Source organism: Streptomyces sp. 3330 (genome assembly GCF_031456635.1).
Taxonomy (GTDB): domain Bacteria; phylum Actinomycetota; class Actinomycetes; order Streptomycetales; family Streptomycetaceae; genus Streptomyces.
On record NZ_JAVDVA010000008.1, the window covers coordinates 256182 to 279782 of the forward strand.

22 protein-coding genes are annotated in these 23601 nt (G+C 73.3%); 11 read left to right on the forward strand and 11 right to left on the reverse strand.

Annotated features, from left to right (window positions below; genetic code table 11):
- The first annotated feature begins 141 nt into the window (after positions 1-141).
- Positions 142-747: a GTP cyclohydrolase I FolE gene (gene folE / locus J2X68_RS16505; RefSeq protein WP_310433288.1), complete on the forward strand. Its 606-nt coding sequence runs from the start codon at positions 142-144 to the stop codon at positions 745-747.
- Between the two features lie 22 nt (positions 748-769).
- Here folE and J2X68_RS16510 read toward each other — a convergent pair whose 3' ends face one another.
- The 6 genes from J2X68_RS16510 to J2X68_RS16535 form a co-directional block, all read right to left on the reverse strand.
- A complete protein-coding gene (locus J2X68_RS16510) occupies positions 770-1255 on the reverse strand; it encodes a DUF3180 domain-containing protein (RefSeq protein WP_057601288.1) in 486 nt (161 codons plus the stop codon).
- 72 nt (positions 1256-1327) lie between these two features.
- Entirely contained in the window at positions 1328-1939 is a 612-nt protein-coding gene (folK, locus tag J2X68_RS16515) for a 2-amino-4-hydroxy-6-hydroxymethyldihydropteridine diphosphokinase (RefSeq protein WP_310433289.1), read from the reverse strand.
- Positions 1936-2295, reverse strand: coding sequence for a dihydroneopterin aldolase (gene folB, locus J2X68_RS16520; protein WP_142265546.1), 360 nt, complete (start codon positions 2293-2295; stop codon positions 1936-1938). Before folB ends, folK begins: the two co-directional genes overlap by 4 nt.
- 280 nt (positions 2296-2575) lie before the next feature.
- Entirely contained in the window at positions 2576-3097 is a 522-nt protein-coding gene (locus J2X68_RS16525) for a nuclear transport factor 2 family protein (protein WP_310433290.1), read from the reverse strand.
- Positions 3094-4074, reverse strand: coding sequence for a dihydropteroate synthase (gene folP / locus J2X68_RS16530; RefSeq protein ID WP_310433291.1), 981 nt, complete (start codon positions 4072-4074; stop codon positions 3094-3096). The genes J2X68_RS16525 and folP overlap by 4 nt, the downstream gene beginning before the upstream one ends.
- Before the next feature lie 141 nt (positions 4075-4215).
- Complete coding sequence (locus J2X68_RS16535) at positions 4216-6027, reverse strand: phosphatidylglycerol lysyltransferase domain-containing protein (RefSeq protein ID WP_310433292.1); 1812 nt, start codon at positions 6025-6027, stop codon at positions 4216-4218.
- A gap of 235 nt (positions 6028-6262) precedes the next feature.
- Between J2X68_RS16535 and J2X68_RS16540 the strand changes: the two genes are divergently transcribed.
- The gene (locus J2X68_RS16540) at positions 6263-7387 is read left to right on the forward strand and encodes an alpha/beta hydrolase-fold protein (RefSeq protein ID WP_310433293.1); all 1125 of its coding nucleotides are present in this window, start codon (positions 6263-6265) and stop codon (positions 7385-7387) included.
- Positions 7388-7776: 389 nt separating this feature from the next.
- Positions 7777-9480, forward strand: a complete 1704-nt coding sequence (locus tag J2X68_RS16545) for a hypothetical protein (RefSeq protein WP_310433294.1) — start codon at positions 7777-7779, stop codon at positions 9478-9480.
- A 57-nt stretch (positions 9481-9537) separates the two neighbouring features.
- Here the strand turns inward: J2X68_RS16545 and J2X68_RS16550 are convergent, their stop codons facing one another.
- Both J2X68_RS16550 and J2X68_RS16555 read right to left on the reverse strand, forming a co-directional pair.
- Positions 9538-10812, reverse strand: coding sequence for a PH domain-containing protein (locus J2X68_RS16550; RefSeq protein ID WP_310433347.1), 1275 nt, complete (start codon positions 10810-10812; stop codon positions 9538-9540).
- A gap of 191 nt (positions 10813-11003) precedes the next feature.
- Positions 11004-11507: a PH domain-containing protein gene (locus tag J2X68_RS16555; protein ID WP_310433295.1), complete on the reverse strand. Its 504-nt coding sequence runs from the start codon at positions 11505-11507 to the stop codon at positions 11004-11006.
- A 43-nt stretch (positions 11508-11550) separates the two neighbouring features.
- Here J2X68_RS16555 and J2X68_RS16560 point away from each other — a divergent pair, with 43 nt between their 5' ends.
- Positions 11551-12702 carry an NADH-quinone oxidoreductase subunit D gene (locus tag J2X68_RS16560; protein ID WP_310433296.1) on the forward strand — a complete coding sequence of 384 codons (1152 nt, stop codon included), beginning with the start codon at positions 11551-11553 and terminating at the stop codon, positions 12700-12702.
- 53 nt (positions 12703-12755) lie between these two features.
- Here J2X68_RS16560 and J2X68_RS16565 read toward each other — a convergent pair whose 3' ends face one another.
- Complete coding sequence (locus tag J2X68_RS16565) at positions 12756-13817, reverse strand: SAM-dependent methyltransferase (protein WP_310433297.1); 1062 nt, start codon at positions 13815-13817, stop codon at positions 12756-12758.
- Positions 13818-13935: 118 nt separating this feature from the next.
- Between J2X68_RS16565 and J2X68_RS16570 the strand changes: the two genes are divergently transcribed.
- Both J2X68_RS16570 and J2X68_RS16575 read left to right on the forward strand, forming a co-directional pair.
- The gene (locus tag J2X68_RS16570; RefSeq protein ID WP_310433298.1) at positions 13936-15138 is read left to right on the forward strand and encodes a sensor histidine kinase; all 1203 of its coding nucleotides are present in this window, start codon (positions 13936-13938) and stop codon (positions 15136-15138) included.
- A gap of 110 nt (positions 15139-15248) precedes the next feature.
- A complete protein-coding gene (locus J2X68_RS16575; protein WP_062651259.1) occupies positions 15249-15920 on the forward strand; it encodes a response regulator transcription factor in 672 nt (223 codons plus the stop codon).
- Between the two features lie 42 nt (positions 15921-15962).
- On the opposite strand, the gene J2X68_RS16580 is transcribed toward J2X68_RS16575, so the two are convergent.
- Positions 15963-17069: a DUF5937 family protein gene (locus J2X68_RS16580; RefSeq protein ID WP_310433299.1), complete on the reverse strand. Its 1107-nt coding sequence runs from the start codon at positions 17067-17069 to the stop codon at positions 15963-15965.
- A gap of 267 nt (positions 17070-17336) precedes the next feature.
- Here J2X68_RS16580 and J2X68_RS16585 point away from each other — a divergent pair, with 267 nt between their 5' ends.
- Positions 17337-17546 carry a hypothetical protein gene (locus tag J2X68_RS16585; protein ID WP_310433300.1) on the forward strand — a complete coding sequence of 70 codons (210 nt, stop codon included), beginning with the start codon at positions 17337-17339 and terminating at the stop codon, positions 17544-17546.
- On the opposite strand, the gene J2X68_RS16590 is transcribed toward J2X68_RS16585, so the two are convergent.
- The gene (locus tag J2X68_RS16590; protein ID WP_310433301.1) at positions 17536-18714 is read right to left on the reverse strand and encodes a beta-eliminating lyase-related protein; all 1179 of its coding nucleotides are present in this window, start codon (positions 18712-18714) and stop codon (positions 17536-17538) included. The two genes, J2X68_RS16585 and J2X68_RS16590, sit on opposite strands and share 11 nt — an antisense overlap.
- Before the next feature lie 198 nt (positions 18715-18912).
- Here J2X68_RS16590 and J2X68_RS16595 point away from each other — a divergent pair, with 198 nt between their 5' ends.
- Genes J2X68_RS16595 through nadC form a run of 4 tightly spaced genes read left to right on the forward strand, consistent with a single transcriptional unit; the run spans position 18913 to position 23586 of the window.
- Positions 18913-19869 (forward strand): DUF2520 domain-containing protein, encoded by a 957-nt coding sequence (locus J2X68_RS16595; protein WP_310433302.1) that lies wholly within the window; start codon positions 18913-18915, stop codon positions 19867-19869.
- Positions 19866-20867 (forward strand): pantoate--beta-alanine ligase, encoded by a 1002-nt coding sequence (gene panC, locus J2X68_RS16600; protein ID WP_310433303.1) that lies wholly within the window; start codon positions 19866-19868, stop codon positions 20865-20867. The genes J2X68_RS16595 and panC overlap by 4 nt, the downstream gene beginning before the upstream one ends.
- Complete coding sequence (locus J2X68_RS16605; RefSeq protein WP_310433304.1) at positions 20864-22579, forward strand: L-aspartate oxidase; 1716 nt, start codon at positions 20864-20866, stop codon at positions 22577-22579. Before panC ends, J2X68_RS16605 begins: the two co-directional genes overlap by 4 nt.
- A gap of 5 nt (positions 22580-22584) precedes the next feature.
- Positions 22585-23586 (forward strand): carboxylating nicotinate-nucleotide diphosphorylase, encoded by a 1002-nt coding sequence (gene nadC / locus J2X68_RS16610; RefSeq protein ID WP_310433305.1) that lies wholly within the window; start codon positions 22585-22587, stop codon positions 23584-23586.
- Positions 23587-23601: the final 15 nt, after the last annotated feature.

Below are 23601 nucleotides of genomic sequence, written 5' to 3' on the forward strand. Positions count from 1 at the left end.
CGGAGCCCCGCCCGGCCCGGAATGGATGCCGCGCCCCCCAGGTTCTAGCCTGGGGGGCGCGGCATTTTTCGTCCGATGTCTTCCATGCCGCGACGAGGCGCGTGACCCACACGCGTGACCCGCACAGGAACGAGGCACCACATGACCGACCCCGTCACGCTGGACGGCGAGGGCTCCATCGGTGAGTTCGACGAGAAGCGCGCCGAGAACGCCGTACGCGAGCTGCTGATCGCGGTCGGGGAGGACCCGGACCGCGAGGGTCTGCGGGAGACGCCGGGGCGCGTGGCGCGGGCGTACAAGGAGATATTCGCGGGGCTCTGGCAGCAGCCCGAGGACGTGCTGACGACCACCTTCGACCTGGGGCACGACGAGATGGTGCTCGTGAAGGACATCGAGGTGTTCAGCACCTGTGAACACCATCTGGTGCCGTTCCGGGGCGTCGCCCACGTCGGCTACATCCCGTCCACCAGCGGGAAGATCACCGGCCTGTCCAAGCTGGCCCGTCTCGTGGACGTCTACGCGCGCCGTCCCCAGGTGCAGGAACGTCTCACCACGCAGATCGCGGACTCCCTGATGGAGATCCTGGAGCCGCGCGGGGTGATCGTCGTCATCGAGTGCGAGCACATGTGCATGTCCATGCGGGGCATCCGCAAGCCCGGCGCGAAGACCATCACCTCGGCGGTGCGCGGGCAGCTGCGGGACGCGGCGACGCGCAACGAGGCGATGAGCCTGATCATGGCCCGCTGACGGGGCCGCTCACCGGGCGACGTCACGCCGGTGACGTCGCCCCCTTGTCGTGATCGTCGTCCTCGGGCAGCTTGCAGACGCGCTCCAGGAAGATGGCGGCCGCTATCACCGCGATGCCCGCCAGGACCGAGAAACCGGCGTAGATGGCCTGGTCGCGGCGGGCGGGGATGTCGAGGGACTCCAGCAGGAAGACACCCGTGCCGCCGTACATGCCGGAGACGAGGGCGGCCACCAGGGCGCTGGACTGGCCGAACACGACCGCGCGGGCCGCCATCAGCGGGTCGACGCCCTTGGCCTCGGGGCGGCGCTCACGCTGGGCCTTGAGCCGAGCGCGCAGCGACAGCGCGGTGGCCGTGAGCACCACGGCGATCAGCGCGAGGACGATGGGCGCGGCCAGTGGGACGCTGGGGAGGGTCCCGATCGAGTTCCACAGGCGGGCACCGGCCCAGGACAGGATCGCGGCCACGCCGAACACGCCGGCCAGCACCCTGATGCGCAGCTCTCTCACGGTGTCCCTTCAACTCCCCCGAGCCCGCGGGCACGGACATCCCGCGGGCAGTGGTCCTGTCGACCTTAACGACTACTCGGGCAGGTGGAGTTCCAGGTCCTTGCGCGCCGCGACGCCTTCGCGGGTCACGATGTCGAGCAGGCCGGCGACCGTGCCGCGTCCGGGCAGCTGCGCCTCGGGCTCCACGTCGTGCCAGGGGGCGAGGACGAAGGCGCGTTCGTGGGCGCGCGGGTGGGGGAGCGTGAGGTGCGGGTCGTCGTCGACGACGTCGGCGTACGCGACGATGTCGACGTCGAGGGTGCGCGCGCCCCAGCGCTCGTCGCGCACCCGGTGGAAGGCCTCCTCGACCGCGTGCGCCCGCTCCAGCAGGGAGGACGGCGGGAGGGTCGTCTTCAGCACGACCACCGCGTTGAAGTACGAGGGCTGGCTGCCGGGCTCGACGCCCCAGGGCTCCGTCTCGTACACCGGGGAGACGGCCTTGATGCGGACGCCCGGGGTGTCTTCGAGGGCGTCGATGGCGCCCTGCAGGGTCTCCAGGCGGTTGCCCAGGTTGGAGCCGAGGGCGATCACGGCCCGTTGGGGGTTGTGCAGGGTGGTGTCGGCGGCGTCGACCTTCTCCACGACGGAGGCGGGTACCGGCTGTACGGTCGGGTCGCTCTGACCCTCGGTGAAGAAAGCGGTCATGCTCGGCTCCGGATGATGGTGACGGTCACGTCGTCGAAGGGGACCGTGATCGGCGCATCCGGTTTGTGGACGCAGACCTCGACCTCCTGGACCCCTTCGTGCTTCAGGCAGGCCTGGGCGATGCGCTCGGCGAGCGTCTCGATGAGGTCGACGGGGTCGCCCTGGACGACGGCCACGACCTCCTCCGCCACGATGCCGTAGTGGACGGTCTTCGCCAGGTCGTCGTCGGCCGCGGCCGGTCGGGTGTCCAGGCCGAGGACCAGGTCCACGATGAAGGTCTGGCCCTCCTCGCGTTCCTTGGGGAACACGCCGTGGTACCCGCGGGCCTTCAGGCCGCGCAGCGCGACACGATCCACGCGAATCACTCCTGCAATCGTCGGTTTCGGCCGGTGCGTCCGCGTGCGGGCGGCACCCCGGCCTCGAACGAATCTACCCGCGAGCACCGACAGTCCCGGGCTCCGGCCACGGTGGCCCGGGCCGGAGTCAGGACATTTCACCGGGCGTTTCCCTGGGGGGACCCGGCTGCTCACGGGCTGGTAGCCGCCCCTACCCACGGGTTCGTGATTCCAACCACTTCTTGGTCCCTGTGGGTCATCTCAGGGACCCCTGATCCCTTCCTGTGGTCCGCCTACCCGCTCAGGAGGGGTTCTCGTCGCTCTCGGCGTCCTCGGGACCGTCGGCCTCGTCGTTCTCCGCCAGCACCGGGGAGGCGTGGTGCGACCACAGCTTCCAGCCGTCGGGGGTGCGACGGAACACGTTCGTGGCGACCACCAGCTGACCGACGAGCGGCCCGAGCTCCTCGCCGTCCTCCGGCGCGGGGCCGCCGCTGAGGATGTTCTCGGTGCAGTTCACCAGCGCGGTGTCGCCGGTGACCGAGACGTGCACGTCGGTGAGGAAGAACTGGATGTAGTCGGTGTTCGCCATGATCAGCGCGTACGACCGCAGCACCTCGCCCCGGCCGGTGAGCACGGGCCAGCCGGGGTGCACGCAGGAGATCACGCCGACGTCCGCCGGGTCGTGGTACGTCTCGTCCACGCCCAGGTCGGCCGGGGTGAGCCAGAGCGCGGACACACCGTCGAAATCGCCTTGCTCCAGCGCCTCGTAGAAGGCGGTGTTGGCGGCCTCGACCTGCTCGACGTCGGTGTGGGGGGCGCTCACCGGACTCCTTCTGCGCCGCTCGGGCCGTCCCCGCCGCGAGGTGCTTGAGGCGTCGCCGGTGCGCCTGTGGCGGTGTGCGCCGGGCGTGACGCGTCCGCGCCGGGCGCGCCGCCTGCCTCGCGCGCCCCCTCCACGGCGCGCGCGACCCGTACGGCGTCCGCCGTGGCGCGCACCTCGTGCACGCGGACCGCCCAGGCGCCCGCCTCCGCCGCCAGGGCCGAGACGGCGGCCGTGGCGGCGTCGCGCTCGCGCGCGGGCGGCGGCGCGCCCTCCGGGCCGGCCAGGACCCGGCCGAGGAACCGCTTGCGGGAGGCCGCGACGAGGAGCGGGTGACCGAGGGCGTGCAGCCGGTCGAGGTGGGCCAGCAGGGAGAGGTCGTGAGCGGCCTCCTTGGAGAAGCCGAGACCCGGGTCGACGACGACACGGTCGGGGGAGATGCCGCCCGCCAGGACGGCCTCCACGCGCGCGTGGAGCTCGTCCACGACCTCGGCGACGACATCGGTGTAGACGCCTCTGACGTTGCCGCCCTCCAGGAAGCCGCGCCAGTGCATGACCACGAAGGGCGCGCCCGTGTCCGCCACGGCCGGGATCATCGCCGGGTCGGCGAGGCCGCCGCTGACGTCGTTGACGAGGGCGGCGCCGGCCGCGAGGGCCCGGGCGGCGACGGAGGCGCGCATCGTGTCGACGGAGACGACCACGCCCTCGGAGGCGAGGCCGCGGACCACGGGGATGACCCGGCGGAGTTCCTCGGACTCGTCGACCCGGCTCGCGCCCGGGCGGGTGGACTCGCCGCCGACGTCCACGAGGTCCGCGCCCTCGGCGACGAGCTGGAGGCCGTGCTTGACCGCGGCCGTCGTGTCGAACCAGCGGCCGCCGTCGGAGAAGGAGTCGGGGGTCACGTTGACGACTCCCATGACCGCGCAGCGGTCCCATTCCGGAAGGCCGACGACGCGCCCGCGTCCGCTCTGCTTGCTCATGCGTTCAGCGTAGGCCCAGGAGAGGGCCGGGCCACGGTGCGGCCCGGGTGGAAGCCCCAGGGCAGGGAGGGGGCGGGGCCGCCACCCGGGCCGGTCCCGGCGCCGCGGGGCCCGACGCCGCCGGGCCCCGCGGCGCCGCGCCTACGCCGCGCGCACGTCCCGCTCCGCCACCGCGTGCGTGCACACGCGCGCCGCTGCGGAGCGGCGGCGCAGGAAGCGCGGCAGCGGGAGGGCGAGGCTGACGAAGCCCTCGGCCTGCATGGCGGCGAAGCCGATGCGGGGGAGGTCGCCGGAGGCCCGGTAGACGACGAAGCGGGGCTCCCAGCGAGGCTGGAACTTGGCGTTGAACTTGTACAGCGACTCGATCTGGAACCAGCGGGAGAGGAACACCAGCAGGCCGCGCCAGGCCCGCAGCACCGGACCCGCGCCGATCTTCTCGCCGCGTGCCAGCGCCGAGCGGAACATGGCGAAGTTGAGCGACACGCGCGCGATGCCGAATTTCGGGGCGGCCTGGAGCGCGGCGACGATCAGCAGTTCGTTCATGCCCGGGTCGGCCGAGCGGTCGCGGCGCATCAGGTCCAGGGAGGCGCCGTCCGGGCCCCAGGGCACGAAGTGCAGGATCGCCTTCAGGTCGCCGTACTCGCCGGGGACCTCGTCGGCCTTGTGCGCGGTGGCGATGAGGCAGTCCCCGTCGGCGGCGTCGCCGACCCGGCCCAGGGCCATCGAGAAGCCGCGCTCGGTGTCGGTGCCGCGCCAGTCCTCGGAGGCCCGCCGGATACGCTCCAGCTCGGCCTCACCGAGATCACGGACGCGCCGTACCCGGGTCTCGTAACCGGCGCGTTCGATGCGCTTGACCATTTGACGCACGTTGCGCATCGCGCGGCCGGCCAGGGAGAAATCCGCCACGTCCACCACCGCCTCGTCACCCAGCTCGAGCGCGTCGAGGCCGGTCTCACGGGTCCAGACCTCGCCGCCCGTCTCCGAGCAGCCCATGACGGCGGGCGTCCAGGAGTGGGCCTTGGCCTCGTCCATGAAGCGTTCGATGGCGCCGGGCCAGGCCTCGACGTCGCCGATGGGGTCGCCGCTGGCGAGCATCACGCCGGAGACGACGCGGTAGGTCACCGCCGCCTTGCCGCTGGGGGAGAAGACCACGGCCTTGTCGCGGCGCAGCGCGAAGTGGCCCAGGGAGTCGCGGCGGCCGTGCTTGTCCAGCAGCGCGCGCAGGCGCGTCTCGTCCTCCTCGGTGAGCCGGGCGGCCGGGTGCTCGGGGCGGAAGGCGAGGTAGATCGTGGTGACCGCGGTGATCCAGCCGAGGGCGCCGAGGGAGAAGGCGACCGTCCAGGAGGTGTTGCCCTGGTAGTCGACCGGGCCCTCGAAGCCGAAGAGGCCGTACAGGACGTGCGTAATGCGATCGGCCAGGCTCGGGTCGCCGATCAGGCGCCGCGGGTGGACGCTGACGATGATCAGACCCAGACCGAGGGAACCGGCGCCCATGAGGACGAAGTTGGCGAGCGCGCGCCAGCGGCTGCGCGGGTCGGGCAGTGCCGCGAACTGGTCGCGGTGCATGAGCAGCGGAGCCAGGAGCGCGACTGAGATGAGCGCGCCCACGATCGAGTGCCGGTACACGAACTGGGCCACCGCGCCCGCCGGGAGCAGCACCACGGCCGCGCGCCACGCGCGCCGCTTGCCGCGTTTGAGGCCGTGTGCGAGGAGCAGCAACAGGACGCCGGCGCTGAGGGACAGCGCCGCCGCGAACGGCCCGAACGAGCCGGGCAGCACCTCGGCGAAGGTGTGCATACGGCTGTGCCGGAAGCGCGGGAAGACGCCTCCCGCGACGTCCAGCAGGCCCACGAGGGCACAGGCGCGGGCGACCAGGGCGGGAACCGACTCGGGGCGCGGACCTCGCACTATCTGCCGCACCCGGCTTGATCGGTGCGGAACCCCGCCCGACATTTCCCCATCTTGAGTGACAGACATCGCATCCCGTAGTTCCGCGAGAGACCTTGGACCCGGGCCCGATTCGGGCATCCGGCGACATTGCGCCCTCTAGGACGGTGTCTTGAGGAGAGAGGTTCACTCGTCTTCTCAAAGCCACTGAAAAGGCGAAGGAAAGTCCGGGACAAGCCCTCGCGAAGGAGTCGGGGGAGCGGGCGCGATCCCGGACGGAGAGCAGGCAGGAAACCACCGCATGGGGCTCACGAGCGACAAAACGCTGCTGTTGTCAGTGCTGTTCGCCTTACTGCTGTTCGTCGGCACGGTGTGGCTGTGGCCGCGCCTGGCCCGGAACGGCTGGCGGGCGGTCAGCGGGCGGATCGGCCTGCTGCTGGCCACCCAGTTGGCGCTGTTCGTGGCGGTGGGGCTGACCGCCAACCAGGCGTTCGGCTTCTACGCCAGCTGGGCGGATCTGTTCGGCCGCGAGACCGACCAGGGCGTCGTCGTCGACCACGCGGCGGGCGGCGCGCCGGCGGGACCGCTGCGAGTGGTCGACACCCGGCGCGTGGACGGCGGAGGAGGGCGTCCGCAGTTCGGCGGACAGATCCAGAAGGTCGCCGTCGACGGACGTACGACGCACATAGCCACGCCCGCGTACGTGTACCTGCCGCCGGAGTACTTCGACCCGCAGTACCGCACGCGTACGTTCCCCGCGGCCGTCGTCCTCACGGGCTACCCCGGAACGGCTGAGGCGCTCGTGGACAAACTGCACTACCCGCGCACCGCGCGCAGGCTCGCCGAGGACGGGCGCATGCAGCCGATGATCCTCGTGATGATGCGGCCGACGGTCGCGCCGCCGCGGGACACCGAGTGCGTGGACATCCCGGGCGGCCCGCAGACCGAGTCGTTCTTCGCCGAGGACCTGCCGGAGGCCGTGACGGCCCATTACCGGGTCGCGAGGAAGCCAGGCAGCTGGGGCGTCATCGGCGACTCCACGGGCGGTTACTGCGCGCTGAAGCTGGCGATGCACCACCCGGAGGTCTACGGGGCGGGCGCGGGTCTGTCGGCGTACTACAAGGCGCCGACCGATCCGACCACGGGGGACCTCTTCCACGGGAACGCGACCCTGCGCAACGAGGCGGATCTGCACTGGTTTCTGAAGAATCGTTCCGCTCCCAAGACCTCGCTGCTCGTCACCAGCAGCAAGGTCGGAGAATCCAACTTCAAGGCCACACAGAAGTTCATAGAGCTGGCGAAGGCCACGGGCACGACCAGGATCTCGTCCATCATCCTGGAAAGCGGCGGCCACAACTTCAACACCTGGCGGCGCGAGATCCCGCCGACGCTCGAGTGGATCAGCGGGCGGTTGAGCGACCGGTGAGCGGCGCCCGGCGGCGGGGGCCGGGCGGCGGTCACCGGAACCCGGACGCGGGCGGATGGGTGCCCGTGCGGTGCGACGGGCGTGGACGAGGAGGTCGGCGGGTGTCCGGGGCGGGTCGACGGGCGCCCGTGAGGGGGCCGACGGGCGTCGGGGGCCAGGGGCTTCGGGCGTCGAGGGCAGGGTGCTCCGGGGAGCGGGGACCGGCGGTGCCGGGCGGTTCGAAACGGGGTTCGTGAGAGCCGGTCCGGGAGCCCCGACGAGAAATGATCTTGCTTGTCGTCGAATTCCGTGACCGCGTTGTTTCCTGATGCCGTGTGAAGACTTCGGTATGGCCGTGTTTTTGCGGGGCGGGGCGCCAACATTCGCCTACGCGCGGTAAGTTTCTGGCCATGCCACGTGGACGTCACCGCCATTCCCCGCCTTTGCACAGGCTGCTGCCTCCGTCGGCAATCGCGGGCGTCTCCCTTGTCTGCGCCCTCGGTCCCTGGGTGTTCTCGGAGCCAACGGTGCTCCGTGGTCTGGCCGCCGCCGCCGCGGCGACGGCGATCCTCGGCGCGTACGTGATGCGCCGCTGGGACATGCAGGCCGGCAAACAGGTCGCCGATCTGGCACGCGCGCGTGCCAGTGACGAGTGGCGCTACGAGGAACGGGTCGCCGAACTGGAGAGCGACCTCGACGAATCACGTGAGCTGCGCGTCAAGCTGGAGCAGCGCCTGCGGTCCAAGCGCACCGAACTGGCGGGCCTGCGCAACGAGCACGCCGCGCTGCTGCGCCGCTACGCCACGGCCGAGACCGAGCGGGCCAGCGCCCTGGAGGGCCGCCGGCTGCTCGAGATAGAGGCGGCTCCGACACCCGCACTGCCCGCCGCGCGCACGCCGCAGGACGCCGAGCCGACCGCTGCCGTCGTCGCGCGCGACGCCGACGACGCCGACCGCGCCGAGGACGTCGACGGCACGGATGCCGCCGGGACGGCGGCGGGCGCCCGGGATGCCGCCGAGGAGGACGTCGCGCCCGACGGCTCTGCCGCTGCCGAGGACTCCACCGAGTCCGCCGGGTCCGCGGAGGTCGGCGACGCCGCCGAGCCGGCCGCGGAGAACGAGCAGGGGGAGGCGGGTGAGGAGGCCGAGGGGAAGCCGACGGCTTCGGCGGTCTTCTCTCCCGAGGGCTCCAAGCTGTTCCTGCGGGCCAAGGCCGCCCTGTCCCGGTTCGACGCCGACGGCGTCGAGGCCGCGAAGACCGAGGATCACGCCGAGGAGGAGCCCGCCGGGGCGGCTTCCGCGGACGTCGGCGCCACAGCCGCCGGCGGCGACGCGGAGGCCGCGCAGGAGGACGAGGCGCAGGGGAAGCCCGAGGCGGTCGACGAGCACCCGCGCGCGACCGCCCTCTCCACGGCTGCCGAGGCCGACGCGGTCCCGGACGACCAGGCCCACGACGACCAGGCCCACGACGACCTCGCCCCGAAGAGCCAGGCCCCGAAGGACCGGGCCCCGGACGACCGTGACCCCGACGACCGGGATCCCGCCCTCGTGGACGCGGACGACGCGGCGGAGAACGCCCCGGAACCGGTGGCTTCGGCAACGGCCGTGATCGGCGGACGCAGGGACGCGCACACGGACGCGCACACGGACTCGCCCGCGGACTCCCGCCTGGGTCACGCGGAGACCGTGCGGCCCGCGCCGCCCGTGCACTCCGCTCCCGTCGGCGAGACCGCCGCGTCCGCCACCGGGTCCGGTGCGCTCGTCCCCCGTCCCGCCGGCGCCGTGCAGCGCCGCCCCTCCGGCCACTTCGCCGTGCCGACCGCCGTGGCCGTCGTACCGGCCGCGCAGCCCCTGCGGCGTCCCGCGGCCGAGGGCGGCTTCGACTTCTTCGGCACGAAGGGCGCGTCCGAGCCCTACGCCTTGGAGGCGGTGCAGAACGAGGACCTGGCCGACGTCGTCGGCCAGGAGGCGCTCGCCCTGCACAAGGCCGAGTCCGAGGCGGAGTTCAAGCCGCTGGACGAGGCGGCGCGCGGTGTGGGTCAGGTGATCGACCTGACCGCCCACGACGAGACGGAGCAGATCGACCTCCAGGGACTGCGCAGCGCCGTCTCCTGACGCCGTGTCCGGTCGCCGCCTCGGGTATCCGTCCCGGGCGGCGACTGCCGAGGCGTCTCAGGCCATCCACCGGTCGGGCCGGGCGTCCAGGCGCCCGGTCCGTGACCGTTCGGCCTGGCTCCCGAGCAGCTCCGCGGCCTCCTGTGCGTCCCGCAGCCGGGCTGTGACGGTCTTGTCGGCCCCCGTGTCCACATGGACGTCCGCGAGCCGCCAGAGACGCTGCCAGGGCCCTTGCGTCAGCCGCACGCTCTGCACCTTGGCGTGCGGGACGAGGGCCAGGGTGCGCCGCAGCAGTCCGTGCCGGGCGGCGAACACCGCGTCCGTGACGGCGATGCCGTGGCCCCGCCACCACAGCGGCACACACCGTCCGGCCCGCCGCGGCGGACGCGACAGCGAGTCCCCGGCCGGCACGCCCACCCCGGGCAGCACGCGCGCGACGACGGCCTCCGCGGCCTCGCGCGGGGCGACCGGCACGAGTACGGAGTTGGCCGAGCCGGCCACGTCGAGCTCGACCCGGACCCACCCGCGCCGCCGCCACAGCAGCGGCTGCACGATCCGTACGGTCTGCACCCGCCCGGGCGGCACCGTCTCGTGCGTACGGTCCAGCAGCCCGTGGTCGATCCGCAGCCCGTCCGGCGACTCGCCGACCGTCCAGTCGTACTCGGCGACGAACCGTCCCACGCTGGTCGCGCCCGCGGCGCCGAGCAGCGGCACACCGGTCGCGAGGACCGTCCACACGCTGTGGGTGGCCAGCCACAGCACCGGCGGCACGACGAGCGCGGCGACCAGCGCGCCCCAGGTCGCGCCGGTCAGGACCAGCGCGACGGCGAGCTCGCGCGCGGGTACGCGCAGCAGCCGGCGCGCGGGCGCCTCGCCCACCTCGTGCGCCGTCTCCGGCGCGAATCCCGCCGCTCGCGCGAGCAGTTCCGCGCGCAGCACCCGGGCCTCCTCCTCGCCCAGGAAGGCCAGTTCGTCCTTCTTCTCGGCGCCGACCACGTCGAGCCGGAGCTTCGCCACGCCCGCGATCCGCGCGAGCAGCGGCCGGCTGACGTCGATCGCCTGGATGCGTTCCAGCCGGATGTGCGCGGCGCGCCGGAACAGGAGCCCCGTCCGGATGCGCAGTTCGCTGTCGGTCACCGAGAAATGGGTGAACCACCAGGTCAGAAAGCCGTAGAGGGAGGCCGCGGGCACGATGACGGCGAGCGCGATCAAGAGGGTCGTGGTGGTCAGCCGGGTCAGCTGCTCCTGCGCCTGGTCGGGGTCGTGCACGGCCCATCCGGCGAGCACCGCGATCGGCGCCCACGCCCGCCGGAACGGGGTGACGGGGTGCAGTCGGCGCTCGGTGACGGGCCGTTCGGGGCGGTTCCCGGGCGGGTCAGGTGTCTCCGTGGCGTCCGTGACAGTGGCGTCCGTGACAGTGGCGTCCGTGGCGTCCGTGGGAGTGGTGGCAGCGTTGGCCGTGGTGTCTGCTGGGGTGGTCGTCCCGGGCAGGTCGGGTACGTCGTCCTCGACGCCCGGGGCCGTCACAGCCCCGCCGATCGGGCCTCGCCGAGCCGGGTGAGCCGGTCGCGCAGCCGTTCCGCCTCGGCCGGCTCCAGGCCGGGGATGGTCGCGTCGGTCGCGGCGGCCGCGGTGTGCAGCTGGACGCTGGCCAGCCCGAAGTGCCGTTCGACGGGTCCCGAGGTCACCTCGACGAGCTGCATGCGCCCGTACGGCACGACGGTCTCCTCGCGCCACAGCACGCCCCGGCTGATCAGCAGGTCGTCGGCCCGCTCGGCGTACCGCCAGGAGTGCCAGTTGCGGCCGAGCAGCACCCAGCCCCAACCGATGCCGGCCAGGGGCAGCAGCGCGAACGCGGCCCACGCGGGGCCGACGAGCAGCCCGAGCAGGAGCCCCACGCCGACGGCCGTCAGCCCCAGCCACACCACAAGCAGAAGTCGCCGCATCCGCAGCAGTCCCGACGGCAGTCCGATCCACTCCGGTCCGGCCGCCGTCGTCCCCACCCCACCCGGGCTCCCCGTTTCCATACCGCCAGCGTACGGAGGGGAGCGCGTGAGGGAGACTGTGCCCATGACTCCTACGACGGAGACCACGGTCGGGATCGGCGGTGCCGCGGAGAGCACCGACATGGTGCTCAACATCGGTCCCCAGCATCCCTCCACGCACGGTGTGCTGCGGCTGCGCCTCGTCCTGGACGGTGAGTGCATCCGGCAGGCGGAGCCGGTGATCGGCTATATGCACCGCGGCGCGGAGAAACTGTTCGAGGCACGCGACTACCGCCAGATCGTCATGCTGGCCAACCGCCACGACTGGCTGTCGGCGTTCTCGAACGAGCTGGGCGTGGTCCTCGGGGTGGAGCGGATGCTCGGCATGGAGGTCCCTCCGCGCGCGGTGTGGACCCGCACCTTGCTCGCCGAGCTGAACCGGGTGCTGAACCACCTGATGTTCCTGGGGTCCTACCCCCTGGAGCTGGGCGGCATCACCCCGGTCTTCTACGCCTTCCGTGAGCGCGAGGTGCTCCAGAACGTGATGGAGGAGGTCTCCGGCGGGCGCATGCACTACATGTTCAACCGCGTCGGCGGCCTCAAGGAGGACCTGCCGGCCGGATGGGCCACGCGCGCGCGTGCCGCCGTCGCCGCCGTGCGCTCGCGCATGGACGTCTTCGACGACCTGGTCCTCGGCAACGAGATCTTCCGGGGACGCACGCGCGACGTGGGCACGCTTTCGCCGGAGCACGTGCACGCGTACGGCGTGAGCGGGCCGATCGCGCGCGCCTCCGGCGTCGACTTCGACCTGCGCCGGGACGAGCCCTATCTCGCGTACGGGGAACTGAGGGACACCCTCAAGGTCGTGACCCGGACCGAGGGCGACTGCCTCGCGCGCTTCGAGTGCCTCCTGGAGCAGACGCACAACGCGCTCGACCTCGCGGACGCCTGTCTGGACCGTCTCGCGGAGCTGCCGCCCGGTCCGATCAACCAGCGGCTCCCGAAGGTCCTCAAGGCGCCCGAGGGGCACACCTACGCGTGGACCGAGAACCCCCTGGGCATCAACGGCTACTACCTCGTCAGCAAGGGCGAGAAGACCCCGTACCGGCTGAAGCTGCGCTCGGCGTCGTACAACAACATCCAGGCGCTCACCGAGTTGCTGCCGGGCACGCTGGTCTCGGACATGGTGGCGATCCTCGGGTCGATGTTCTTCGTGGTGGGCGACATCGACAAGTAGGCCGGTCCGGCCGGGAAGACCGGCGGCGGACGGGACGGAGGACCGGCCGCGGGTCAGTCGGTCGTGGGTTCCGGGGCGAGCGGGTGGGGGATCCCGACCGGCTGCAGCAGCCATCCGAAGTCGCCCAGGCCGCCCGGCGCGATGAGCTCGGCGGCCTCCCCGGCGCCCGCGAGGGCGCGCACGTACGCGGCGGGGTCCGTGGACGCCAGCGCCAGCGGAGGGCGTGCTCCGGTGACGCCCAGAGCGCGCAGCGCCGCGCGTTGTGTGAGCAGGCGCGGGCCGTCGGACTCCGGCGCCGTGGCCTTCGCCGCCGTCGCACCCGCCGCCGCGCACGCGTCGAGCGCGACATGGGCCGTGATGTCGCAGGAGCCGTCCGGTACGGGTGCCGTCTCGCGCCCCTCCCGGAAGCCGGTGAGCGTCCCGAACGGGGGACGCGCGTCCGCCCTGTGCCCGTAGTCCACCGCCACCGCGAGTCCGTCCTCGAGGCAGGAGACGGCGGACGCCCACGCCGTGTCGCGGGGCAGCCCGACCTCCGCCCGCAGCCCCTCCTCGCCCGCCGTCGGCCACCACCGCGCGAGCCACTCCGCCTCCGCGCCCGACACCCGCTCCCCGAGCCGCTCGGCCCCGGTGTCCTGGACGAGCACCAGCCGGGCCGCGCCCGCGGGGTCGACCTCCACGACCTCGACGGGCACGTTGTCCAGCCACTCGTTGGCGAACAGCAGCCCCGTGAGCTGCCGGGGCGGCGCGGGCAGCCATGCGATCCGGTGGGGCAGGTCCGCGGGGCGGTCGGCGATCTCGACGGCGTACGCGCGTGTGCGTGCCGCCACCTCGGCGGGGAGGGCGGCCAGCACCCCGGTGACCAGCTCACCCCGTCCGGCGGCCATGTCGACGAAGTCGAGCGACGAGGGCCGGCCGAGCGCCTCGTCGACCCGGCACAGCAGCCGTGCCACGGCCCCGGCGAACAGCGGCGACGCGTGCACGGACGTGCGGAAGTGCCCGGCGGGGCCTTCGGAGCGCCGGTAGAAGCCGCCCGTCCCGTCCTCGCCGTACAGCGCCTCCCGGGTCGCCGCCCGCCAGCCGCGCCACTCGCCCGAGCCCGTCGCCTTGACCACCATCCGGTCAGACTAGGCGTACAGGTGATCACGGCATCCACCTTGCGGAGTACGCGCGCCCGGGCCGGATCGGCCCTCCGGTTGACCCCTGCACGCATCCGGCTTCCCTACGCTGGGTTACGTGCAGCGCCTCTATGACTTCCTCCGCAGACACCCGACAGGGGTGGACGGCTTCTGGGCCCTCGTCCTGTTCGGGATCTCCGCGGCTGCCGGTACCGCGGGTCAAGACCGCGGCGGCACCGACTCCATGGCGCTGCTGGTGCCGGTCGTGTTCCTGTTGTGCCTGGTCATCGCGTTGCGACGGCGCCTGCCCGAGCAGATGCTCGTGCTCGCCTCCGCGCTCGGACTGGCTCAGCTGGTGCTGAACGTCGGGGTCACGGCGGCCGACTTCGCCCTGCTGGTGATCGTCTACACGGTCGCCGCGACGGGCGCCCGCTGGGCTTCCCGGCTCGCCCTGGTCATGGCGCTGAGCGCGGCCACGCTGGCGCAGTTGCGCTGGCCGCACGAGAACGCGAGCGTGCCGGGCCAGGTCGCGGTCATCGTCTTCCAGACGGTGCCGTTCGCCCTCGCCTGGGTGCTGGGCGACTCCATTCGCACCCGTCGCGCGTACTTCGCGCAGCTGGAGGAGCGCGCGGCGCGCCTGGAGAAGGAGCGCGAGGCGCAGGCGAAGGTCGCGGTCGCCGCCGAGCGCGCCCGCATCGCGCGGGAGCTGCACGACGTCGTCGCGCACAACGTGTCCGTGATGGTGGTGCAGGCCGACGGGGCGGCCTATGTCCTGGACGCCGCGCCCGATCAGGCGAAGAAGGCCCTGGAGACGATCTCCTCCACGGGCCGCCAGGCCCTCGCCGAGATGCGCCGCCTGCTGGGCGTGCTGCGCACCGGGGAGCATCAGGAGGGCGGCGAGTACGTGCCGCAGCCGGACGTCGAACAGATCGAGGACCTCGTCGAGCAGTGCCGCGGCTCGGGCCTGCCCGTGGACTTCAAGGTCGAGGGCACGCCGCGGCCGCTGCCCAGCGGCGTCGAGCTGACGGCGTACCGGATCGTGCAGGAGGCGCTGACCAACACGCGCAAGCACGGGGGGCCCAACACGGGCGCGAGCGTGCGCCTGGTCTACTTCGACGACGGCCTCGGCCTGCTCGTCGAGGACGACGGCAAGGGCGCTCCGCACGAGCTGTACGAGGAGGGCGGCGCCGACGGCGCGGGGCACGGTCTGATCGGCATGCGCGAGCGGGTCGGCATGGTGGGCGGAACGCTGGACGCCGGCCCGCGGCCCGGCGGAGGATTCCGCATCAGCGCGCTGCTCCCGCTCAAACCGGCGCATTGACGCCGACGCACGCCCCTGGTGACACCTGTCACGCCCCCGGGTGACGTCCGCACCGGCCGCCGGCAGATACAGAAGAAACAGAAGAAAAAGAAGAAACGGAAGAGGACTCGATGACGATCCGCGTGATGCTCGTCGACGACCAGGTGCTGCTGCGCACCGGGTTCCGGATGGTGCTCGCCGCCCAGCCGGACATGGAGGTCGTGGCCGAGGCGGGCGACGGCGTCGAGGCCCTCCAGGTGGTGCGCTCCACGGCGGTCGACGTCGTGCTCATGGACGTGCGCATGCCGAAGCTGGACGGTGTGGAGGCGACCCGGCGCATCTGCGCCGAGCCCGAACCGCCGAAGGTGCTGATCCTGACCACCTTCGACCTGGACGAGTACGCGTTCTCCGGGCTGAAGGCGGGCGCCTCCGGGTTCATGCTCAAGGACGTGCCGCCGGGCGAGCTCCTCGCCGCCATCCGCTCCGTGCACAGCGGTGACGCGGTGGTCGCCCCCTCCACCACCCGGCGCCTGCTCGACCGGTTCGCGCCGATGCTGCCCACCACCGGCAAGGAGCCCCGCCACAAGGAGCTGGAGCGGCTCACCGAGCGGGAGCGCGAGGTCATGGTGCTCGTCGCCCAGGGGCTGTCCAACGGCGAGATCGCGGCCCGGCTCGTGCTGTCCGAGGCGACCGTGAAGACCCATGTGGGCCGCATCCTGACCAAGCTGGGGCTGCGCGACCGGGTCCAGGTCGTGGTCCTCGCGTACGAGACGGGGATCGTCCGGGCCGGCGGTCACGGCTGACCCGCGCGGAGCCACGCGGGCCCCGGCGGGGCGGTGCCGACGCTAGCGGAGCATCCCTTCCAGGAAGTCGCTGCCCAGCCGGGCCACCACCGTCACGTCGAGCTGGTGCAGGACGTAGCGGCCGCGCCGGCGGGTGGTGAGCAGTCCCGCCTTCTTCAGGACCGCGAGGTGCCGGGATATCTCGGGGGCCGTCATGCCGTGCACCTGGGCCAGCTCGGTCGTGGTGTACGCGCTGCGGGCCAGCAGGCGGCAGATCCGCATCCGCACGGGATGGGACAGCGCCTTCATCCGCAGGGTCAGCTGCTCCACCGAGGGCGGCGAGGCCAGCTCCGGCGAGCCGACCGGGTAGTGCAGCACCGGCTGCCAGCCGTACCGGTGCAGCACCATCAGGTGCGGCCAGCCGAGACTCGTCGGCACCAGCAGCAGGCCGCCGTCGCCGGTGCTGCTGCGGCCCTGGACCAGCTTGTCCACGGTGATCCGCGCGGCGTCCACGTCGAGCGTCACCGCCGAGGACACCGCCGCGAGGGCCTCCGCGAGGCCCTTGCGGCGCAGGAGATCCGTCTTGTAGCGGGCGTCCGTGGCGAGCGGGAGCCGCACCCGGGCCCAGACATCGGCGAAGAACGCCTCGTCGCAGTCCTCCAGGAACTGCCTCAGCCAGGCACGCACGCGGGGCGGGTCGTCGAGCAGCCGCTGGGTGAACCGCACCTGCCGCGGCCCGCGCGTGGCGGCCAGTTCGAAGGCGCGCCGGCGCAGCTCCGGGTCGGCGAGGACGCTGGGGCTCGGCACGTCGTACCCGGGCGCGCAGGTGAACTCCAGCGCGGAGTCGACGAACTGCTCGTCCGTCAGCTTGTCCAGGAGGTCGAGCTCCTCGGCGAGCGTGGCCCCGGGGAGCGTGCTTCTGCCCGGAATGCCCGCGTACGGCAGGAAGAGGTCCGAGAACGTCGTCCGCCACAGGAAGTCGGCCTCGCACATCCGGTCCGCGAGGTGCGAGTCGAGCCCGGCGGTCACGCCGGTGACCCAGCCCTGGAGGCCGGGATGGTGCCCCGGCTCGGACAGGGCGTGCAGCGCCATGCCGAGCTCGGCCAGCGGTGAGGGCACGACCGCGACCCTCTCCGGCCGCAGCCCCGCGATGTCGATGCTCAGGCTCATGACCTCATGGTGCACCCCGCCACCGACAACGCGGTCCTCGATTGACGGCCGCCGTCAATCCACGCGACGCGGGGCCCCGGCCGGGCGCAGCCTGAGAGGGCCGGGGCGGTCGCGGTGCCGTCCCCCGGCCGCCCTTCCGCACCTCCTCCGCCGCCCGGATCACGTCCGGACGGCGTCGCGGGACATGGCCCCACCGCTTCCGCATCACCGTCCGGACCGTCCTTCGCGCCACGTCCGGACCGCATTCGTTTCCGAGAGGGATCGGTCATGAGCATCACCCAGCAGTACGTCCTCGACGCCTACCGGGCCCGGCAGCACGGCGAGCCCGCCGTGCCCGCGCCCGGCGCCCACGACTGGCAGGTCGTGCGCGAACTGCGCGACCAACGGCAGTTCCGCGCGGTCCTCGCGGGCCGTCCCGCCCGCGGGCGGCTGCGGCGGGCCCTGGCCCGCCGCCTGCGCCGGCGTCCTACCCGCTGACCACTCCGGCCACCCGGCCCACGAAGTCCACGACCGCCGCCCTCACGTCGTCCGCCGTCCACGTCAGCCCGGCGGCGCTGACGGAGACCTCGGTGTACGACAGCCCCGGACCGCCGCGACTCCAGGAGCCGGCGAAGAGCATCGACTTCGTCTCCTCGGCCTGGAGCGCGGCCGCTTCGGCGAGCGCGTCGGCCTCGTAGGGCAGCCAGACCTGGAACTCGTGCGTGTGCGGCGCCTCGGGGTGCACGCGGGCCCACGGCACGCCCGTTTCGGCGAACCCCTCGCGCAGCGCGGCGGCCACCACGCGCGCGTGGGTCACGTACTCCGGCAGCCGGGGCAGTTCCCGCTCCAGGCCGACGAGCGCCGCCAGCGCGGTGGGGAACTGCTGGAACACCATCCCGCCGTAGCGGTGCCGCCAGGCCTTCGCCTCCTCCACCAGCGTCTTCGGGCCGGCCAGCGCGGCGCCGCCGAAGCCGCCGAGGGACTTGTAGAACGACACGTAGACGCTGTCGGCCAGGTCCGCTATCTCGCGCAGGGGGCGGCCGAAGTGATGGGTCGTCTCCCACAGGCGCGCGCCGTCGAAGTGCACCACCGCGTCCCGCTCGCGTGCCGCCTCCACGACCTCGGTCAGCTCCCCCCAGGAGGGCAGCACATAACCGGCGTCCCTGAGGGGCAACTCCAGCATCAGCGCCCCGAAGGGCTCCTCGAAGGCGCGCACCTCCTCGGCCGTGGGCTGCCGGGGCTCGCGCGTCAGCCGGACCGTGCGCAGGTCGCTGACGGCCCCGAACGCGCCCCGCTCCCACACCTCGGGATGGCTCAGCGCGTGCAGCGCGACCGTGGGGTTGCCGGTGCGTCCCGCCCAGCAGCGCAGGGCGACCTGCTGGGCCATCGTGCCGGTCGGGAAGAACGCCGCGGCCTCCGTGCCCAGCAGCCCGGCGACCCGCTCCTCCAGCGCCGCCACGACCCCGTCGCCGTAGAGGTCCGCGGGCTCGTCCAGGTCGTGGACCTGCGGCGCGGCCTCGTGCAGCAGCGCGAGCCGGTCCCGCAGGGTGCCCAGGGCGCCGTCGCGCGACAGGACGCGTTCCGCGTTCCGGTAGGCGGCCGCCCGCCGCTCCCGCATGAGCTGCCGCGCCGACTTCTCCTCGCCGTGTTCCGCCGTGTACGTCATGCCCCGGATGATGCCGTGCGACGGCCCGCGGGGTCACGGGCGTTTTCCGGCCCCCGCCCGTCCCGCGGAGCGCGGGTCGGGAACGCGTGGGATAACCCACAGCCTGTGGACGACCGGACGCTCTTCGGACCGATAGCGTTAACATGACGAGAAATCGTCCGGTACCCGGAGCGGACTGGAACGGAAGGCCTCCGTCGCGTGAGTACAGCCCAACAGCCAGACCCCAGGGACCGCCCCGCGCGGCTCGCCGTCGGCGTCGTCGGCGCCGGCCGGGTGGGCCCCGCCCTGGCCGCGTCCCTCCAGCTCGCCGGGCACCGCCCGGTCGCCGTCTCCGGCGTCTCCGACGCCTCCAGGCGGCGGGCCGCGCTGCTGCTGCCCGACGTGCCCGTCCTCCCGCCCGCCGAGGTCCTCCAGCGCTCCGACCTGGTGCTGCTGACCGTCCCCGACGACGCCCTGCCCGGTCTCGTCGAAGGCCTCGCCGAGACCGGCGCCGTACGGCCCGGCCAGCTGATCGTGCACACCTCGGGGCGCTACGGAGCGAAGGTCCTCGACCCGGCCCTGCGCGCGGGCGGGCTGCCGCTGGCCCTCCACCCGGCGATGACGTTCACGGGCAGCCCCGTCGACGTCCAGCGCCTGGCGGGCTGCTCCTTCGGCGTCACCGCGCCCGACGAGCTGCGACTGGCCGCCGAGGCCCTGGTGATCGAGATGGGGGGCGAGCCGGAGTGGATCGCCGAGGAGAGCCGGCCGCTGTACCACGCGGCCCTCGCCCTGGGCGCGAACCACCTGGTCACACTGGTCGCCCAGTCCATGGAGCTGCTGCGGACGGCGGGCGTCGAGGCCCCCGACCGGATGCTCGGCCCGCTGCTCGGCGCGGCCCTCGACAACGCCCTGCGCTCCGGCGACGGCGCGCTCACCGGCCCCGTCGCGCGCGGGGACGCGGGCACGGTCGCCGCGCACGTCGCGGAGTTGCGCGAGCACGCCCCGCAGACCGTGGCCGGCTATCTGGCGATGGCCCGCGCGACCGCCGACCGCGCGCTCGCCCACGGGCTCCTCAAGCCCGAGCTCGCCGAGGACCTCCTCGGGGTACTCGCCGACGGGGCCCACGGCAACCCCGGCGCGCCGGGCACCCACGGCACCGAAGGAGATGCCGGATGACCACCACCCTGCTGCGCACCGCGGCCGAACTGCACGCACGCACGCGTGACGGCCGCCGGGCCGTCGTGATGACCATGGGCGCCCTGCACGAGGGCCACGCCACCCTGGTCCGCACCGCCCGGGAACTGGCCGGCCCGGACGGCGAGGTCGTCGTCACGGTCTTCGTCAACCCGCTCCAGTTCGGCGCGGGCGAGGACCTCGACCGCTACCCGCGCACCCTGGACGCCGATCTCAAGCTCGCCGAGCAGGCCGGCGCGGACGTCGTGTTCGCCCCGTCCGTGGACGAGGTCTACCCGGGCGGCGAGCCCCAGGTCCGCATCACCGCGGGACCCATGGGGGAGCGGCTGGAGGGCAGCTCCCGCCCCGGACACTTCGACGGCATGCTCACCGTCGTCGCCAAGCTGCTGCACCTCACCCGGCCCGACCTCGCGCTGTTCGGGCAGAAGGACGCCCAGCAGCTCGCCCTCATCCGCCGCATGACCCGGGACCTGAACTTCGGCGTGGAGATCGTCGCCGTGCCCACCGTGCGCGAGGAGGACGGGCTGGCCCTGTCCAGCCGCAACCGCTATCTGTCCGCCGCGGGCCGGCGCACCGCGCTGGCGCTCTCCCAGGCCCTGTTCGCGGGCCGCGACCGGCACGCCGCGCAGGAGGCGCTGCGGGCACGCGCGCGTCAGGTGCCGGCCACGCGTGCGCGTGCCGAGGCGCTCAGCGCCATAGGGGAGTCCCGCGCGGCGGCCGACGCGCACGCCGTCGCCAAGGCCGCCCCCGGCGACCCGGCCGCCATCCGCGCGGCGGCCCTCCTGGTCCTCGACGAGGCCGCCCGGCTGGACCCACCGCTGGAACTGGACTACCTCGCGCTGGTCGACCCCTCGGACTTCACGGAGATCACCGAGCTCGAGGACGACTTCACCGGCGAGGCCGTCCTCGCCGTCGCCGCCAGGGTCGGGACGACCCGGCTGATCGACAACCTCCCCCTCACCTTCGGAGCCGCCTCGTGACCAGCACAGGCATACGACTGCACGCGCCCGCGCCCGGGTGGAACATCGCCGCGGACGTGGTGGTCGTGGGCTCCGGCGTCGCCGGCCTGACAGCGGCCCTGCGCTGCGAGGCCGCCGGCCTGACGACGGTCGTCGTCACCAAGGCCCGGCTCGACGACGGCTCCACCCGCTGGGCGCAGGGCGGCATAGCCGCGGCCCTGGGCGAGGGGGACACCCCCGAGCAGCACCTGGACGACACGCTGGTGGCGGGCGCGGGCCTGTGCGACGAGGGCGCCGTACGGATCCTCGTCACCGAGGGCCCCGACGCCGTACGCCGGCTGATCGAGACCGGCGCCCACTTCGACGAGTCGGAGGGGGGCGGTCTGGAGCTCACGCGCGAGGGCGGCCACCACCGACGCCGCATCGCGCACGCGGGCGGCGACGCGACCGGCGCGGAGATCTCCCGGGCGCTCGTCGAGGCGGTACGCGCGCGTGGTCTGCGCACGATCGAGAACGCGCTCGTGCTGGACCTGCTGACGGACGCCGACGGCCGTACCGCCGGCGTCACCCTGCACGTCATGGGCGAGGGCCAGCACGACGGCGTGGGCGCGGTGCACGCCCCCGCGGTCGTCCTCGCGACCGGGGGCATGGGCCAGGTGTTCTCCGCCACCACCAACCCGTCGGTCTCCACCGGCGACGGCGTGGCGCTCGCCCTGCGCGCGGGCGCCGAGGTCTCCGACCTGGAATTCGTCCAGTTCCACCCGACGGTGCTGTTCCTCGGCGCGGACGCCGAGGGCCAGCAGCCCCTGGTCTCCGAGGCCGTCCGCGGCGAGGGAGCCCACCTGGTCGACGCCGACGGCGTGCGCTTCATGGTCGGGCAGCACGAGCTGGCCGAGCTGGCGCCCCGCGACATCGTCGCCAAGGGCATCATGCGCCGCATGCAGGAGCAGGACGCCGAGCACATGTTCCTCGACGCCCGCCACTTCGGCGCCGACATGTGGGAGCACCGCTTCCCGACGATCCTGGCCGCCTGCCGCGTCCACGGCATCGACCCGGTCACCGAGCCCGTCCCGGTCGCCCCGGCGGCCCACTACGCCTCCGGGGGCGTGCGCACCGACTCCCACGGCCGGACGACCGTGCCGGGCCTGTACGCGTGCGGCGAGGTCGCCTGCACCGGTGTGCACGGCGCGAACCGCCTCGCGTCGAACTCGCTCCTGGAAGGCCTCGTCTACGCCGAGCGCATCGTCACCGACATCGTCGGGAGCCGGACGGGCGACGACCCGCACACGCGTGTGCCCGCCCCGGTCGAGCGCCCGGAGAAGCCGGCGCACCCGCTGCTCGCACCGGAGGCCCGGTTCGCCATCCAGCGGATCATGACGGACGGCGCGGGCGTCCTGCGCTCCGCCGAGTCCCTGGAGAGGGCGGCCGACCAGCTGGTCCGGCTGCACGCCGAGGCCCGCGACGCCCTCGACGAGAACGGCAAGACGGCCGAGCCCGGCGTCGACACCTGGGAGGCCACCAACCTCCTGTGCGTGGCGCGGGTCCTGGTCGCCGCCGCCCGGCAGCGCGAGGAGACCCGCGGCTGCCACTGGCGCGAGGACCACGCCGACCGCGACGACGCGAACTGGCGCCGTCACATCGTCGTACGGCTGAATCCGGACCGCACGCTCGCCGTACACACCACCGATACCGCAGACTTCCCCCCGACCCGGCAGCACCTCCAGGAGCAGTGACAGACGTGAGCACCCCCGACCTTCCCCTCGCCCAGAGCGGCGGCTGCGGCGACGGCTGTGCCTGTGGCGCCGACGCAGACACCGACTTCGCCGGCGAGGGATACGCCGAATACGCGGAGTGCGGGCTCGACCCCGCGCTCGCCCAGTTGCTGTCCGAGGCCGGACTCGACCCCGTCGAGGTCGAGGACATCGCCAACGTCGCGATCCAGGAGGACCTGGCCCACGGCGTCGACGTCACCACCGTGGCGACCATCCCCGAGGAGGCGGTCGCCACCGCCGACTTCACCGCGCGCGAGGCGGGCGTGGTGGCGGGCCTCAGGATCGCCGAGGCGGTCGTCTCCGTCGTCTGCACGGACGAGTTCGAGGTCGAGCGGCATGTGGAGGACGGCGACCGGGTGGAGGCCGGTCAGAAGCTGCTGTCCGTCACCACGCGCACGCGTGACCTGCTCACCGCCGAGCGCAGCGCGCTCAACCTGCTGTGCCGGCTGTCCGGCATCGCCACCGCCACGCGCGCGTGGGCGGACGTGCTGGAGGGCACCAAGGCGCGCGTGCGGGACACCCGCAAGACGACGCCGGGCCTGCGTTCCCTCGAGAAGTTCGCCGTCCGCTGCGGCGGCGGCGTCAACCACCGCATGTCGCTGTCCGACGCGGCGCTGGTCAAGGACAACCACGTGGTCGCCGCGGGCGGCGTCGCCCAGGCCTTCGAGGCCGTGCGCGAGACGTTCCCGGACGTCCCGATCGAGGTCGAGGTCGACACCCTGCACCAGCTCCGGGAGGTGGTCGACGCCGGCGCCGACCTGATCCTGCTGGACAACTTCACGCCCGGGGAGTGCGCGGAGGCCGTCGGCGTCGTCGGCGGACGCGCCCTGCTGGAGGCGTCGGGCCGGCTGACCCTGGTCAACGCCAAGGCGTACGCCGACACCGGCGTCGACTTCCTCGCCGTCGGCGCCCTGACGCACTCCTCGCCGATCCTGGACATCGGTCTGGATCTGCGGGCGGCGGAGTAGGGAACGGGGACCGGC